Origin of the sequence: Stenotrophomonas maltophilia (assembly GCF_023518235.1) — a bacterium.
Taxonomy (GTDB): Bacteria; Pseudomonadota; Gammaproteobacteria; order Xanthomonadales; family Xanthomonadaceae; genus Stenotrophomonas.
On record NZ_CP090423.1, the window covers coordinates 2343145 to 2358627 of the forward strand.

The following is a 15483-nucleotide window of genomic DNA, read 5'->3' on the forward strand; positions in this document are numbered from 1 at the left end:
ATTCGGTAGGGCCACGCCGGATGACGTGATTGCCACGTGGAGACGACCGTCGAGCGGCGCAATCCGGTTCAGGCGCGGGCGGCGGGTTGCGCCATGGAGGATGGGGCGCACATGGAGCGAGTGCTGGGCTGCACAGATCCGGAAACGCCGGCTCCTGCCGGGCGTACTTACAACTTTCCTCACTGACTTCCGTGTTTGCACGAATCGATGATCGCCTCGCCGAGGCAGGTTGCCTTGGTCGGGATTGGCGTCTCGAATAAACGAACAAGCTTCAAGGCCTGCGAAATCAATCGCAGCTGAGAGAATGCACCGACTGCCGTCAATGGCGGACGGTGCGTGGGGATCGCAAGATCCGCCAGGCGTTCTTCTCCCTTGAAGCTTGTTTGCCTTGGTACGCCAACCCGCACCGTCCGCCACCTTCGCTTCGGAAGGTGGCTTCATGCCAGTGAGGGTTTCGCCATGACCAACCGCACCGCCGTCCATCCCCGCCTCTACGCTCTGATCGGCGACATCGCCGCCGACGTGCCCGAGGACCTCGCACGCGAGATCGAGTGCGCTTTGCACGAACAGCATCTGCCCGTGCAGTCGCCTGCCTTCTTCTCTTGCCTCAATGCCATCAACCGCGCCGACGGCGATGACGGACAACCGTGCAGCAGCCTCACCCTTTGCGCCAGCAATCACGCCTCGCTCCGCCGCTCGCTGTCCGGGCTCAGTGCATTGCTCGACCTGCTGCAGGCGGGCGATCGAGCGCGCGCCGAGGGTGGCGCGGGCCAGCAGTTGGGTGCCTTCCACACTGATGGACTGATCGTGGCCGCGCGACAACTGGTGCGCGAGGCGCATCACTGCCTCTCCGGCGGCGAGGCCTGACCCGCCCGGATACGCTCCCGCTACAATCGCGCAGGGAGCGCAGGAGGCCGCAATGGACGCCGAACACCTGGAGTACTTCAAGGCCGCACTGGAAGGCCGCGCAAGCGTGGGCTGGAACGTGTGGTTTGCCGCCAACCAGCAGGCGCTTTCGCAGCAGTTGAGCCGCCCTGCGCTGCTGCGGTTGAAGTTCAATCAGCTAGATGAAGCCGAACGCCTGCTGGCCGAGGCAGGCATCGTGCCCGCCAGCACGGCGGGCAAGCGCTACGAGATGTACTGCGCACAGTTCGCACTGGACGTGCTGGATGAAAAAGGCCGGCCACTGCCGGCCATCTGGCGCGCGGCGCATGGCGGTGCCATCGGCCTGCTTGCCGATGGCGAACATGAAGCGGGCCAGGCGAAGCTGCTCGCGGAATTCCGCCGCGTCCGCAAGCGCGGGCTGCAGCAGGCCCACGAATGGTTGGCCGATCTGTGCTTTGAAGGCGAGATGGAGCTGACCAGCGGCAATGCCGAGGTGGGCCGTAGTCTGTTGGCGGTGGTGGTGCAGGCCGGCAGCGGCCACGACCTGCTGGATGCTACGTCGATGATCGCGCGGGAGCTATTGGACGAACACGGCTGAAACGGTGTGCGCATCCAGCTGATCCTGCTGGATCGCAGGCAACAAAAAAGCCCCCATTGCTGGAGGCTTTTTTCGTTCTGCAACATGGTGGGCGGTACAGGGATCGAACCTGTGACCCTTGCCGTGTGAAGGCAATGCTCTACCGCTGAGCTAACCGCCCGGTGTGTTGCTGAGCCGCTCATTATAGGGGCTTTTCAGAGGCCGTCAACACTTTTTCACATTCGTGTTCACGGGCGTTTTCCGGGGCATGCAGCCGAGCATGGCTCGGCTCTACAGGAAGGCCCCCGCGCAGCCTCACATCGTATGGGTCGGCTTGTCCGAGCTGGTCAGGCCGGCCAGCAGGGTCTCGATCTTGTGGCGCACGCCCTCGCCTTCGGCACCGTCGGCCAGCTGCACGCCGATGCCGGCGGTGCGGTTGCCCTGCGCGCCGGCCGGGGTCACCCAGATCACCTTGCCGGCCACCGGCAGGCGCTCGCTGGAATCGGGCAGGGTCAGCAGCAGGAACACCTCGTCGCCCAGGAAGTAGCGCTTGGGCGTGGGCACGAAGATGCCGCCGTTCTTCACGAACGGCATGTACGCGCTGTACAGCGCGGCTTTGTCCTTCACAGCCAGGGACAGGATGCCCTGGCGGGCGTTGCTGGCACTCATCGATTTCCCCTTGCGGCAGGCCGCTCGTTCACCTTGTTCCAGGCCAGCAGCAACTCGACCACGGCAAGGTCTGCACGCACTGTGGTGCGCAGCAGGTCGCGGGTGCGGTTGGCCGCATCGAACCAGGCTGCAAGCTTGTGCAATCGCTCCGGCGTGGTCAAGGCATCGGTGCTGGCCTGGGCCAGCGCCAGGTCGGCGGCAAAGCGCAGGCGCAGCGCCGCGTTGTCATCGCCGCACCACTTCTGCGCCAGCTCCACCGCGCCGGTCTTGCCGGTGGCCAGCTGTTCCAGCTCGCGGCCGACCTCGCGGCGCAGGCTCAGGCCGTCTTCGCGCAGCCAGTTGTCGGCCTGGCCGGGATGGCCGCGCGTGGCCTCCAGCGCTTCGCGTGCCGACGCCTCGCTGTGGCCCTGCTGCTGCAGCCAGGCCAGCGCTTCGTGCTGCGGCGGCAACTTGAATTCCAGGCGCTGGCAGCGGCTGCGGATGGTCTGCGGCAGGCGCGCCGGGTCGCTGCTGATCAGCCACAGGTAACGGCCGGGCTGCGGCTCTTCCAGGGTCTTCAGCAGTGCATTGGCGGCCGAGCGGTTGATCGCATCGGCCGGGTCGACGATCACCACCTGTGCCACGCCGTACTGCGGGGTCAGCGCCAGCTTGTCGGTGATCTCGCGCACCTGTTCGATCACGATCTCGGTGCGCAGCTTGTCGCCGCTCTTGTTGGGAATGAAGCTGACCAGCTGCAGGTCCGGATGCGTACCCGCCGCGATCAGCTGGCGCGTGCGTGTGGCGTGTGCAGCGTCGCCACGGGCCAGCACGTGGTCGGCCAGCGCCAGCGCCACCTCGCGCTTGCCCAGCCCGGCCGGGCCGCAGATCAGCAGGCCGTGACCGAGACGATCGGCATCGAGTGCCGCCACGGTCTGGTCGAAGGCGCGCTGCTGCCACGGCGAAAACGTGCTCATGCGCCCTCCCCGTCCCGCAGCCAGCGCTCGACCTGCGCGACCACATCGGCGGCCACGCGTTCCTGCACCTGGCCGGCATCGATCAGCGCGAAGCGCTGCGGGTCCTGCTGCGCGCGGCTGCGGAACACTTCGCGCACGCGCTGGAAGAAATCATCCTGTTCGCTTTCGATGCGGTCCGGCCACAGGTCGCGCCCGTTGGCGCGCGCGCGGCCGACGGCCACGTCCACATCCAGCAGCAGAGTCAGCCCCGGCAGCAGGCCGACCGCACGGCGCTCAAGGTCGGCAATCCACTGCGGATCGAGGCCACGGCCGCCGCCCTGGTAGGCGTAGCTGGAATCGGTGAAGCGATCACTCAACACATACGCACCGCGCTGTAATGCCGGCTGGATCACCTGGCGCACATGCTGCGCGCGCGCGGCGAACACCAGCAGCAGTTCGGCTTCGGCGCTGAGCGGCTCGGCGGCGATCTCGGCATCGGGCTTCAGCACCAGGCCGCGGATGCGCTCGGCCAGCGGCGTACCGCCGGGCTCGCGGGTCAGCACCACTTCGTGGCCGTGGCTGCGCAGGCAGTCACGGATGGCATTGATGGCGGTGGTCTTGCCCGCGCCCTCGCCGCCTTCCAGGCTGACGAAACGTGGGTGGCGAAGCAGCGCGGGACTCATTGCGCCGGGGTCTCCTGGGTACGTTGCTGGCGCAGCTGCTGCAGGTAGCGGGCCACTGCGGCGTTGTGCTGGTCCAGGCTGGGCGAGAACACGTGCGCGCCACTGCCATCGCCGACGGCGACGAAGTACAGCGCATCGCCCGCAGCGGGCTGCGCGGCCGCCATCAGCGCATCGCGGCTGGGCATGGCGATCGGGGTCGGGGTCAGCCCGGCACGGGTATAGGTGTTGTAGGGCGTATCGGTGGTCAGGTCGCGGCGGCGGATGTTGCCGTCGTACGCAGCGCCGATGCCGTAGATCACGGTCGGGTCGGTCTGCAGGCGCATGCCGATCTTCAGGCGGCGCATGAACACCCCGGCAATCTGCGGGCGCTCGCTGGCCAGCGCGGTTTCCTTCTCGATGATCGAGGCCATCGTCAGCAGTTCATACGGCGTGTTGATCGGCAGGTCCGGCGCGCGGCTTTCCCAGGCTTCATCCAGCGCCTTTTCCATCGCGGCATGGGCGCGCTTTAGCACGTCCAGATCGCTGTCGCCACGCTGATAGACGTAGGTCTCCGGCAGGAAGCGGCCTTCCGGATGCTGGCCACCGAAACCGAGACGCTGCATCAGTGCGGCGTCATCCAGGCTGTCGGTGGTGTGCACCAGCGGTTCGGCGCGCTTGAGCGCGGCACGCACCTGGCGGATGTTCCAGCCCTCGATGATGGTGAGGCGGTGCTGCAGCACCTTGCCGGCGCGCATGCGCAGCAGCAGCTCGCGCGGGGTCAGCTCGCCACTGAGCGCGTACTCGCCCACCTTCAGCTTGCCGGCGGCATCGAGCTGGCGCGCCAGCAGCTGCCACTGGGTGTCCTGGCCTTCATCCACGCCGGCCTCGCGCAGCTTGCGCAGCACGCTGTTCATGCCATCACCGCTGGCGATGACCACACTCTCGGCAGAGGGGGTGATCGGGGCGTCGGCGAAGCGGGTCTGCTGGTAGAAGAACCACGCGCCCGCACCGGCCACGACGGCGGCCAGCACCACCACCAGCGTTACCACGAACAGACACCCGCGCTTGGCTCCCGCCATGGACTACCTCTGAACTCGATTCCGTCGTGCAGGATACCGTGCCGGTGGTGTGGGGTCATGACCGGGGCCTGTGCCCGTGCCGACCAACGGTCGGCACCCACCACAACAATGACACCCACCGGTACTACCCCTGCTGGCCCAGCGCGCGCAGCAGGCCGCGGGCCTTGGCGCGGGTCTCGTCCAGTTCCTTGTCCGGCTCCGAATCCACCACGATGCCGGCGCCGGTGCGGAAGCTCACCTCATGGCCATCCACTTCGGCAGTGCGGATCAGGATGTTCAGGTCCAGGTCGCCATCGCGGTTCAGCCAACCGAACGCGCCGGTGTAGGCCCCGCGCGGCACCTGTTCCAGCTCGCTGATGATCTGCATGCAGCGCACCTTCGGGCAGCCGGTGATGGTGCCGCCCGGGAAGGTGGCGGCAATCACCTCGCCGGGGGTGACCTCCGGGCGCAGGTGGCCGCTGACGTTGCTGACGATGTGGTGCACATGCGCGTAGCTCTCCACGGTCATCAGCTCATCGACCACCACGGTGCCAGGCTGGCAGATGCGGCCCAGATCATTGCGCTCCAGGTCGATCAGCATCACGTGCTCGGCACGCTCCTTGGGGTGGCCGACCAGCTCCTGGATGCGCGCGGCATCATCATCGCCTTCGAAGCGCGGCCGCGTGCCGGCAATCGGCCGGGTCTGCGCATGCCCGGCATGCACGGAGACCAGCCGCTCCGGCGAGGAGCTGACCACGTGGCGGCCGTGTGCGCTGAACAGGCCAGCAAACGGCGCCGGGTTGGCACGGCGCAGCTGCGCATACAGCGCCTGCGGGCTGACCGGCGCGGCGAACTGCGCGCTCCAGCGCCGCGACAGGTTCACCTGGAACACGTCGCCGGCGCGCAGGTAGTCGATCACCCGGCGCACGCCATCGGTGAAGCGCTGCGGCGCGTCTTCGCCGACCGCCTGCGGCGGCTGCCAGCCCTGCCCGGCTTCGGGCAGCGCGGTCGAAGCCAGTGCCACCAGCGCGTCCAGCAGCGCCTGCTCGCCGGCTTCGGCGATGACGAAGCTGGCGTCGTTGTGATGGTCATGCAGCACGGCGGCCGGGCAGCGCAGCGCCAGCGCGGTCGGGCGGCCGTCGTCGCGTGCACGTGCCGGCAGCACCGGTTCGATCTGGCTGGCCACTTCGTAATCCAGCATCAGCGCCCAGCCGCCACGGAACGGCAGGCTGTGGCTGCCATCATGCGGCAGGCGCTCATGCTGCCAGGCACGGTCCAGTGCCTGCAGGAACCTGCCGGGCTGCACCACGTCGTGCAGATCGCGCACCTGGCCATCGGCATCCAGCCGCAGGCCATCGCCCTGCGCGGCCAGCAGCAGGCTCCAGCGTCCCTGGGCGGTGCCCGAGGCGGTGGATTCCATCAGCAGCGGGAAACGCGCCGGGTCGTGCTGCTGCAGGGCCAGCAGGTCGATCGGGTGCGGTAGCGGGTGGATCAGCGGTGCGTGGGTCATGGCGGCCAGTTCGGGGGTTCAGATGCACGGAAGCCGCCTTGCGGCGGCTCCATGGAACGCGGAGTCGAGCATGGCTCGACTCTACAACTCGGTCAGATGCGCTTGAAGATCAGCGTGCCGTTGGTGCCGCCGAAGCCGAAGCCATTGGACATCACCACGTCCACCTTGGCCTGGCGTGCTTCGTTGGGCACGTAGTCCAGGTCACAGCCTTCGCCCGGCTGCTGCAGGTTGATGGTCGGCGGAATGACGTTGTCCTGCAGCGCCATCACCGAGAAGATCGCTTCCACGCCGCCGGCCGCGCCGAGCAGGTGGCCGGTCATCGACTTGGTGGAGCTGACCATCATCTTGTAGGCGTGGTCGCCGAAGGCGGTCTTCATCGCCATCGTTTCGCCGAGATCGCCCAGCGGCGTGGAGGTGCCGTGCGCGTTGAGGTAACCGACCTGTTCCGGGGTCACGCCGGCGTCCTTCATGGCCATCACCATGCAGCGCGCGGCGCCTTCGCCGTTCTCGCTCGGGGCGGTCATGTGGTACGCGTCGGAGCTGGCGCCGAAGCCGGCCAGTTCGCAATAGATCTTCGCGCCACGGGCCTTGGCGTGCTCGTACTCTTCCAGGATCAGGATGCCGGCGCCGTCGCCCAGCACGAAGCCGTCACGGTCCTTGTCCCACGGGCGCGAGGCCTGTTCCGGAGCGTCGTTGCGGGTGCTCATCGCCTTCATCGCGCAGAAGCCGCCCAGTGCGGTCGGCGAGGAGCCACGCTCGGCACCACCGACCACCATCACGTCGGCATCGCCGTACTGGATCATGCGCATCGCGGTACCGATCGAATGGTTCGAGGTCGCGCATGCCGACACCGCCGAGAACGACGGGCCCTTCAGGCCGCTGATGATGCTCAGCTGGCCCGGCAGCATGTTGATGATGGTCTTGGGCACGTAGAAGGGCGAGATCTTCTTGCCCTCGTGGAACTCGATGGTCTGCTCTTCGATACCGAGCAGGCCGCCGATGCCGGCGCCGACGATGGCGCCGATGCGCTCGGCATTGGCTTCGGTGATTTCCAGGCCCGAGTCGTGCAGGGCCATGAACGAGGCACCGAGGCCGTAATGGATGAACGGGTCCATCTTCTTGGCATCCTTGCCGCTGACCCGGTACTTGCCGAACAGTTCGTTGTCGGCGGTGATGTCAAAACCCTTGACCTCACCTGCAATCTTGGTGGTGAACCGGTCCAGGTAGGCATCGGCAACGTTGGTCAGCGGACCGATGCCCGAACGACCGTGGGTGATGCCTTCCCAGCTGCTGGCCAGATCATTGCCCAACGGCGAGACGATACCCAGGCCGGTTACGACGACGCGACGCTTCATTGCTGATTCTCCTGACCCGAAGGTTCAATCGGGTAACACGGTTTGCTTCGGTGTGATGCTCAAACACACGGGGCCGCAACTGCGGCCCCATGGGATGCGGTGCGCGGCGAGCGGAGACCCGCGCGCGCACTGCCGTCTGACATCAGGCCTTGACGTGGGCCTTGATGTAGTCGATGGCGGCCTGCACGGTGCTGATCTTCTCGGCTTCTTCGTCCGGGATCTCGCACTCGAATTCTTCTTCCAGGGCCATCACCAGCTCGACGGTGTCCAGCGAGTCAGCGCCCAGGTCATCGACGAACGATGCGCTGTTGGTGACTTCTTCTTCCTTGACGCCAAGCTGTTCGACGACGATTTTCTTGACGCGTTCTTCGATGGTGCTCATGGGATCTCGCTCCAGATGGAGTTGTGGTTCAAAAGTGGTCGCCATCAAAGGCGATGGCCGTGGGATAGTGTAGTGGAAACCGGCGCGGCCTTGCATCGCAGCAAAAACCTCAGCAGATCAACCACTTGCGGCGCAATCCCTGCGCCCCTTGCTTACGGCATGTACATGCCACCGTTCACATGGAGGGTTTCGCCGGTGATGTAACCGGCAGCCGGGCTGGCCAGGAAGGCCACCGCATGGGCGATGTCTTCGGGCGAACCCAGGCGTTCGAGGGCGATGTCGTTGATCAGCGCGGTACGCGCCTCTTCCGGCAACGCCTTGGTCATGTCGGTGTCGATGAAGCCCGGTGCGACCACATTGACGGTGACACCGCGCGAACCGATTTCCTTGGCCAGCGACTTGCTGAAGCCGATGATGCCGGCCTTGGCCGCGGCGTAGTTGGCCTGGCCGGCATTGCCGGTCACGCCCACCACCGATGCGATGTTGATGATGCGGCCCTTGCGCGCCTTCATCATGCCGCGCATGACCGCCTTGCTGGTGCGGAACACGCTGGTCAGGTTGGTGTCGATGATCGACGCCCAGTCCTCGTCCTTCATGCGCATCAGCAGGTTGTCGCGGGTGATGCCGGCATTGTTGACGAGGATCGAGATCGGGCCGAATTCCTTGGCGATGCCATCGAGCACGCTGTCCAGTGCGGCAGCGTCGGTGACGTTCAGCGCGCGGCCGTGACCGCCGTGGGCGGCCAGGCGCTCACCGATCGCGGCGGCGCCGGATTCGGTGGTGGCGGTGCCGATGACGGTGGCGCCCTGGGCGGCCAGCAGATCGGCGATGGCGGCACCAATGCCACGGCTGGCACCGGTGACCAGTGCGATTTCACCCTGCAGGGGCTTGCTCATGATGTTTTCCTCAGGCGGGAGCGGCCGCCGCACCCGGACCGCGTGCAGCGGCCACCGGTACGGTCGGCAGGAACAGGGAAGGTCAGGCCGACCATGCCTCGCGGGCGGCTTCGAAGTCGCCCGGCGTGGCCAGCGAACGGCCGTCGATGGCCTTGTCGATGCGCTTGACCAGGCCGGTCAGCACCTTGCCCGGGCCGCACTCGGCAACCTGGGTGATGCCACGGGCGGCCAGCGCCTGCACGCAACCGGTCCACTGCACCGGCTGGTACAGCTGCTGCACCAGCGCGGTTCGGATGGCATCGAGGCCGTCATGCACCTTGGCATCGACGTTCTGTACCACCGGCAGCTGCGGCGCCTGCCAGGACAGCCCCGCCATCACTTCGGCCAGGCGGTTGGCGGCTTCGCGCATCAGCGGGGTGTGCGAGGGCACGCTGACGGCCAGCTTGACCGCCTTGCGCACGCCCTTTTCGGCCAGCAGCGCCAGCGCGCGGTCGACCGCCTCGGCGTCGCCACCGATCACGATCTGGCCCGGCGAATTGAAGTTGGCCGGCACCACCACCTGGCTGCCTGCGGCTTCGGCGCAGACGTCCAGCACCAGCTGGTCTTCGGCACCGAGCACGGCGGCCATGGCGCCGACACCGGCCGGCGCGGCTTCCTGCATGAGCTGGCCGCGCAGGCGCACCAGGTGGGCGCCGTCGTGCAGGCTCAGCGCGCCGGAAGCGACAAGGGCGGTGTACTCACCCAGGCTGTGGCCGGCCAGCACCGACGGACGCGGACCGCCGACGGCGTTCCAGGCACGCCACACGCCGATGCTTGCGGCCAGCAGGGCCGGCTGGGTGTATTCGGTACGGTTGAGCATTTCCTCCGGGCCGCCCTGGGACAGCGCCCACAGGTCGACACCGGCACCGTCGGATGCCTCGGTGAAGGCTTCACGCACCTGCGGGTGCAGTTCGGCCAGCTCGGCCACCATGCCCACAGACTGCGAGCCCTGGCCGGGGAAGACAAAAGCGAGGGTGGATACGGTCACGCGGTCATCCGCTTGCTGCAATCGAAGCGGGCCATGATAAGGGCGAATCCGCTGTGTCGTCTGTACGTGCGCGTATGCAGGCGTATGGAGCGCGGCCGGGCAAGCGCAACCGGGTCAGACCCCTTTTCCGCAGGAAAAGGGATCTGACCCCTATCATCCATCAGCAGAACAGCTGCAGCACGTCCAGATCGCCGTCGGCGAGGAAGTCCACGCACAGCCCAACCAGCATCAGCACGCCAGCGGTACTGGCGCCATGGGTGATGAAGATCGAATGGGCCAGTGCGCGCGCTGAACGGCCCAGCTTCATGCAGACCCGGGCCAAGCTGCGCAGGCGGCCACTGACGGCGTGAACGTGCTCACGCACCGGCGCCTGAACCGCGCCCATCGCCTCGCCCATCATCGCCTGCAGCTGCTCGGGGCGGTCGGCGTAGTACTTGGCCACGCCGTAGCCGAACATCAGCCAGTCACGGGCCTGCGCTTCGGCCAGATCCATCACTTCCAGCGGATCTTCCTCGAAGTCGATGAAACCGACCTTTTCCCCATCCCAGGTCAGATTACGCGGCAGCGGCTGGCCGAAGTAGGCGCCGCGCGCGTGTGCCTCGGCGAGGGACTGCATCGCGGCCATCACCAGGCGGTCGCGCTGTGCGTCGTCGGCCTCGCGCAGGCAGGTATTGAACGAGCTGCCGTTGTCGCCGATCACCAGCGCGGCATGGCCGCTGCCCAGCACACCGGGCACGTTCACACCCTGCGCCTGCAGCTCAGCCAGGCGACGGGCCTCGGTTTCGCGCGCGGCATCGCCGCCTCGGTGCGGCGGCGGGCGCAGGGCATCGAGATGAAAACGGCGGGCGATGACATTGAGCAGGCCCAGGGCCAGTGCGCGGCTTCCCTTGCCGTACTGCTTCAGCCAGGCGCGCTGCCCTTCAATGACGATGGGCTCAACCATGACAGGACCTCCTAAACGCGTTACGGCCCCAGAGGGGCCGTAACGACAGACTTCACGTTGTCGTAACTTGCACTATCAATAGCGCAGCAGGGCCGAACCCCACGTGAAGCCGCCACCGAAGGCTTCCAGCAGCAGCAGCTGGCCACGCTCGACCTTGCCCGAGCGCACCGCGGCGTCCAGCGCCAGCGGCACCGAACCGGACGAGGTGTTGCCGTGCTTGTCGACGGTCACCACCACCTGCTCCATCGACATGTCCAGGCGCTTGGCCGTGGCTTCGATGATGCGCAGGTTGGCCTGGTGCGGAATCAGCCAATCCAGGTCGGATTTGTCCAGGCCATTGGCGGCCAGGGTTTCGTCCACGACCGAGTCCAGCGCCTTGACGGCGTACTTGAACACGTCGTTGCCCTTCATGTTGATGGTGCCACCCCCATTGGCGCCGCCCTTGAAGCCGGTCGAGACGCCCACCGGGTTCCACAGCAGTTCCTTCTTGCTGCCATCGGCATGCAGGTGGGTGCTGAGAATACCGGTTTCCTCGTCGGCCTTGAGCACGACAGCGCCGGCACCATCGCCGAACAGCACGCAGGTGGTGCGATCGTTCCAGTCGACCATGCGGGTCAGCGTTTCGGTGCCGATCACCAGCACATGCTTGCAGTCGCCGGAACGGATGAACTTGTCGGCCACGCCCAACGCGAACACGAAGCCCGAGCAGGCGGCGTTGACGTCAAAGGCAGGGCACCCCGCTACACCGAGCTTGGCCTGGATCAGGCACGCGGTGGAGGGGAAAATGAGATCAGGCGTGGTCGTGCCGACCACGATCATGTCGAGCTGCGAAGCATCGATGCCGGCCGCTTCAAGTGCGCGCAGCGCGGCCTGGTAGCCGAGATCGCTGGTGGTTTCGCCTTCGGCCGCGATGTGCCGTTCACGAATACCGGTGCGCGACTGGATCCACTCATCCGAGGTTTCGACCATTTTTTCCAGGTCGGCGTTGGTCAGGACTTTTTCCGGCAAATAGCTACCGGTGCCCGCGATCCTCGAGTAGATCCGCTTGCTCATCATGTTTCCTGTTGCGCGGGCCGCCGATCACCGGCACGCCCGGGAAAGAAGGCAAAGGCCGCTGCCCGGAGGCAGCGGCCTTCCCGGCACATCAATCTTCTTCGACGGCCGAGGTCTTGGTCTGGATGACCTTCTTGCCGCGGTAGAAACCGTCAGCAGTGATGTGGTGACGCAGATGCACTTCGCCGGTGGTCGGGTCGGTCGACAGCTGCTTGGCGCTCAGGGCGTCATGCGAACGGCGCTGGCCGCGACGGGACGGGGTAACACGGGATTTCTGGACAGCCATGGGATTGCTCCAAACTCGGTTCGTTTTGCTTCGTCGTTTCGTCGCACAGGACGCCAGCGCCCAGCACACTTTTCGCTTTCGCCGCAGCCGCCGACGACAACCGGCTGCTATTGTTTCTTCAATGCCGCCAACGCCGCAAACGGGTTGGCCTTCTTCGTTTCTTCTTCGCTCGGTGCCCAGTCCTTGTCGACTGCTTCACCGTCGGGCGACAGCGGTACCACCGGCACCGCCAGCACCAATTCGTCCTCGACCAGATCCAGCGGCTTCAGCTGGCCATCTTCCGGCACCAGCAACGCCTCGTATTCCTCCGGCAGGGACGATTCCTCGTCCTCGTCGCGGATCAGGCCAAGCCTCTGAGTCACCTTCACCGGCAACAGGAATCGCTGCATGCTGCGCTGACAGATCAGCGGCAGCGCGGTATCGATGGTCAGTTCCACATAGGATACCCGCAAGACGTCGTCGCGACCGAATTCAAGCGAGTAGACACACTCGCCGTCGGTATCGGCGACCAACCCCTGCAGGCGGGTCAATTCAGCCAGGGAGACCTGGCCGTCGAAGCGCCTTCGCGCTACAACCATCCGCCAGGCATCCAGCGTTTCGGGCACGTTCGCGGACATAAGCCGCTGAATACTAAGGATCGGGGCTGCGGCTGTCAAATGCCCGCCATACAGGGTCTTGCTGCGGGCGCCAGCGACGGGCCAGACTGCCCCGCCCTGCCCCGGTATTGTCGCATGTCACTGGTCCTGGCCTCCACGTCCCGCTACCGCCGCGAGCTGCTGCAACGGCTGGGGCTGCCCTTTGACTGCGCACGCCCGGAGGTGGACGAGACCCCCCTGCGCGGTGAGGCACCGCAGGTCCTTGCCGTGCGCCTGGCCGCCGCCAAGGCCGCCGAGGTGGCCGCCCGCCATCCCGGCGCTTGGGTGATCGGCTCGGACCAGGTGGCGGACCTGAACGGACAGCCGCTGGGCAAGCCTGGGACGGCCGAGGCGGCCTGCGCGCAGCTGGCGGCGATGTCCGGGCAGACGGTGCGCTTCCATACCGCCATCAGTCTCACCCGTCACGGAGAATCACTGGCCGCGCTCGACATGACCGAGGTGCGCTTCCGCACGCTGGAACGGGCGGAGATCGCCCGCTATGTGGCCGCTGAACAACCGCTGGACTGCGCCGGCAGCTTCAAATGCGAAGGTCTGGGCATCAGCCTGTTCGAGGCAATCGACAACCGCGACCCGAGCGCGCTGATCGGCCTGCCGCTGATCGCGCTGTGCCGGTTGCTGCGCAAGGCCGGATTCGCGGTGCCGTAGAGTCGAGCTTGCTCGACTGCTTCTTCGGCCTCTGCAACAAGCGCAGTCGAGCAAGCTCGACCCTACAGAAGCGTGCGCCTCAGCGAACCTCGAACGGCTGCTCCTGCCATTCTTCAACGCTGCCATCACGCCCGTGCAGGCGCAGGCCCAGCCAATGCCGGCCGGGTTCGAGCGTGGTGGTATCCAGCGTCGAATCGAAACCCACCGCCGGATGTTGCGGATCGGTGCTGTCCGGCCAGGTGTGACGCACGTCGAACACGCGTCCATAGCGCGCATCGCCGATGCGGCGGCCATCGACCAGGATCTCCACGCGCTCCAGCCCGACACCATCCTTGAACGCCCACCCCTTGATCGCCAGCGTGCCGGACACCCGCTGGCCGTTGGCCGGCGAATCCAGCCACGCCATGGCCGGGGTGACGCAGGGGCCCGGCGCGCGCTGCGCGGGCAGGCGGAACAACAGGAAGCGCTGGAATCCATGATCGCTGCTGACCACACGCGGCGCAGGCAACGGCCCCACCTGCTCGCAGATGGCGTGGTAGCGCGCCAGCAGATCGCGATAGCGCTGATCGCTGGGTGACAGCACCAGCAGCATCGGCGCACCACGCTGGCCATCGTGCAGCAGGTTCCACTGTGCCAGCTGCGCGGTCCGCCCGTGCTTGTCGTTGAGCGGATGCGGCAGCACCTCGATATCACCGGTACGCAGCTGGAAGCCCAGTTCGGCGCCCACCTTGAAGTTGCCCGCCAGGATGCGCGTGCCCTGCGGCATCTGCCGCAGTTCATCGCGCACCGCCACTGCCAGCGGCTGCCAACCGGCGAAGTTGCGCGGGTAATACTTGCTGCCGGCCAGCTGCTCGCGCAGCGCCGGGGTCGACGCCATCAGGTAGTAACCGAAGGCCAGCACCGCGCCGGCCGCGGCCAGCCACCACCCGGCACGGCGCAGCCAGCGCGGCCAGCCATTGAGCACCACCGGCACCGCCACCAGCAGTGCCAGGTAGCCCGGCAGCGGCCAGTGGAAGCTGATCCGTTCGACATCGGTGAAGAAGCCGAGCACGAAGATGCCCAGCGTCGACACGCCGCCGACCAGGCCGAAGTAACGCCACTGCACGCGCGCACCGCCACCGCTGCGGGTACCGGCCAGCGCCACCTTCCACATCGCGATGCACAGGATCGGCGTCACCAGCATCGGCTGGATCACCAGGAACCACAGCCCGTTCCACTCGAAGGCCCAGGGATGGCGCTCGACCACCTGGAACTTCAGGCCGGCATCGTGGTTGTCCGCATTCCACGCCAGCAGCGGCAGCCACGCCAGCACGCCCACCGCCAGTGCCACCCAGACGCGCGGATCGGCCAGCATGCGCCGGCCCTGCGGCAGCGCCAGCAAGGCGATGAAGCCAACGCCGATGACACCGATGAAACGGTAGTGGCTGAGCGCACCGATCAGCAGGCCCAGTGCCAGCTTCATCGCCGAGGACGCCTCCACATTGTGCAGCAGGCGTGCGCCGGCACTCAGGCAGATCACCGCCGCCAGCGCCATCGGTACATCCGGCACCGCCAGCAGGCCCAGCGTGGCCGACAGCGGCATCAACAAGGTCAGGCTGCCGGCCTGCCAGCCGGCGACGTTACCGAACCAGCGCGTCGCAATGCGTACCACCAGCAGCGGCAGCAACGCGCCGATGGCCAGGAACGGCAGCCGCAATCCGAGCACGTGCCCGCCACCGATCTCCGCGCCCAGCCGCGCCAGCCATGCGGTCAAGCCGGGCAGATCGGAATAGGCGGCGGCCAGGTGCTGGCCTTCCTGCCAATAGAACGCTTCATCGACAAAAAGCGGCAGGCGCGCAGCCACCACCAGCTTGGCCGCTGTGACCAGCGTCCATAACCAGAGAAATATCGTCCGTGCGCGCTGTTCGCCTTGCATTGCTCTATGGATAATCGATGGATTCCAGACGT

The 15483-nt window shown here is 66.7% G+C and carries 17 protein-coding genes and 1 tRNA gene; 3 read left to right on the top strand and 15 right to left on the bottom strand.

Annotated elements, in window-relative coordinates; translation table 11 throughout:
- Positions 1 to 459: 459 nt before the first annotated feature.
- Positions 460 to 867, top strand: coding sequence for a hypothetical protein (locus LZ605_RS11050; RefSeq protein ID WP_249844852.1), 408 nt, complete (start codon positions 460 to 462; stop codon positions 865 to 867).
- Positions 868 to 919: 52 nt separating this feature from the next.
- Positions 920 to 1483, top strand: a complete 564-nt coding sequence (locus LZ605_RS11055; protein WP_249844853.1) for a hypothetical protein — start codon at positions 920 to 922, stop codon at positions 1481 to 1483.
- 85 nt (positions 1484 to 1568) lie between these two features.
- Here the strand turns inward: LZ605_RS11055 and LZ605_RS11060 are convergent.
- The 14 genes from LZ605_RS11060 to LZ605_RS11125 all read right to left on the bottom strand — a co-directional run bounded on the left by LZ605_RS11060 (position 1569) and on the right by LZ605_RS11125 (position 12852).
- Positions 1569 to 1643, bottom strand: a tRNA-Val gene (locus tag LZ605_RS11060).
- Between the two features lie 134 nt (positions 1644 to 1777).
- The gene (locus tag LZ605_RS11065) at positions 1778 to 2131 is read right to left on the bottom strand and encodes a PilZ domain-containing protein (protein ID WP_004146965.1); all 354 of its coding nucleotides are present in this window, start codon (positions 2129 to 2131) and stop codon (positions 1778 to 1780) included.
- Positions 2128 to 3084, bottom strand: a complete 957-nt coding sequence (locus LZ605_RS11070; protein WP_249844854.1) for a DNA polymerase III subunit delta' — start codon at positions 3082 to 3084, stop codon at positions 2128 to 2130. The genes LZ605_RS11065 and LZ605_RS11070 overlap by 4 nt, the downstream gene beginning before the upstream one ends.
- Positions 3081 to 3746 carry a dTMP kinase gene (gene tmk / locus LZ605_RS11075; protein ID WP_249844855.1) on the bottom strand — a complete coding sequence of 222 codons (666 nt, stop codon included), beginning with the start codon at positions 3744 to 3746 and terminating at the stop codon, positions 3081 to 3083. Before tmk ends, LZ605_RS11070 begins: the two co-directional genes overlap by 4 nt.
- A complete protein-coding gene (gene mltG / locus LZ605_RS11080; RefSeq protein ID WP_249844856.1) occupies positions 3743 to 4804 on the bottom strand; it encodes an endolytic transglycosylase MltG in 1062 nt (353 codons plus the stop codon). The genes tmk and mltG overlap by 4 nt, the downstream gene beginning before the upstream one ends.
- A gap of 124 nt (positions 4805 to 4928) precedes the next feature.
- On the bottom strand, positions 4929 to 6293 hold the full coding sequence (locus LZ605_RS11085; protein WP_249844857.1) for an aminodeoxychorismate synthase component I: 1365 nt from the start codon (positions 6291 to 6293) through the stop codon (positions 4929 to 4931).
- A gap of 92 nt (positions 6294 to 6385) precedes the next feature.
- A complete protein-coding gene (gene fabF, locus LZ605_RS11090; protein ID WP_249844858.1) occupies positions 6386 to 7648 on the bottom strand; it encodes a beta-ketoacyl-ACP synthase II in 1263 nt (420 codons plus the stop codon).
- Positions 7649 to 7790: 142 nt separating this feature from the next.
- Positions 7791 to 8030 carry an acyl carrier protein gene (gene acpP / locus LZ605_RS11095; protein WP_005415509.1) on the bottom strand — a complete coding sequence of 80 codons (240 nt, stop codon included), beginning with the start codon at positions 8028 to 8030 and terminating at the stop codon, positions 7791 to 7793.
- 152 nt (positions 8031 to 8182) lie between these two features.
- Positions 8183 to 8926 carry a 3-oxoacyl-ACP reductase FabG gene (fabG, locus tag LZ605_RS11100; RefSeq protein WP_005408312.1) on the bottom strand — a complete coding sequence of 248 codons (744 nt, stop codon included), beginning with the start codon at positions 8924 to 8926 and terminating at the stop codon, positions 8183 to 8185.
- Positions 8927 to 9008: 82 nt separating this feature from the next.
- The gene (fabD, locus tag LZ605_RS11105) at positions 9009 to 9953 is read right to left on the bottom strand and encodes an ACP S-malonyltransferase (RefSeq protein WP_249844859.1); all 945 of its coding nucleotides are present in this window, start codon (positions 9951 to 9953) and stop codon (positions 9009 to 9011) included.
- Between the two features lie 160 nt (positions 9954 to 10113).
- On the bottom strand, positions 10114 to 10896 hold the full coding sequence (locus tag LZ605_RS11110; protein ID WP_249844860.1) for a serine/threonine protein phosphatase: 783 nt from the start codon (positions 10894 to 10896) through the stop codon (positions 10114 to 10116).
- Between the two features lie 75 nt (positions 10897 to 10971).
- A complete protein-coding gene (locus LZ605_RS11115; protein ID WP_107230027.1) occupies positions 10972 to 11949 on the bottom strand; it encodes a beta-ketoacyl-ACP synthase III in 978 nt (325 codons plus the stop codon).
- Between the two features lie 91 nt (positions 11950 to 12040).
- On the bottom strand, positions 12041 to 12235 hold the full coding sequence (rpmF, locus tag LZ605_RS11120) for a 50S ribosomal protein L32 (protein WP_005408308.1): 195 nt from the start codon (positions 12233 to 12235) through the stop codon (positions 12041 to 12043).
- A gap of 107 nt (positions 12236 to 12342) precedes the next feature.
- A complete protein-coding gene (locus LZ605_RS11125; protein ID WP_107230026.1) occupies positions 12343 to 12852 on the bottom strand; it encodes a YceD family protein in 510 nt (169 codons plus the stop codon).
- A 114-nt stretch (positions 12853 to 12966) separates the two neighbouring features.
- Here LZ605_RS11125 and LZ605_RS11130 point away from each other — a divergent pair, with 114 nt between their 5' ends.
- Positions 12967 to 13536: a Maf family protein gene (locus LZ605_RS11130; RefSeq protein ID WP_249844861.1), complete on the top strand. Its 570-nt coding sequence runs from the start codon at positions 12967 to 12969 to the stop codon at positions 13534 to 13536.
- Positions 13537 to 13615: 79 nt separating this feature from the next.
- On the opposite strand, the gene LZ605_RS11135 is transcribed toward LZ605_RS11130, so the two are convergent.
- A complete protein-coding gene (locus tag LZ605_RS11135) occupies positions 13616 to 15451 on the bottom strand; it encodes a glycosyltransferase family 39 protein (protein ID WP_249844862.1) in 1836 nt (611 codons plus the stop codon).
- Positions 15452 to 15483 lie beyond the last annotated feature (32 nt).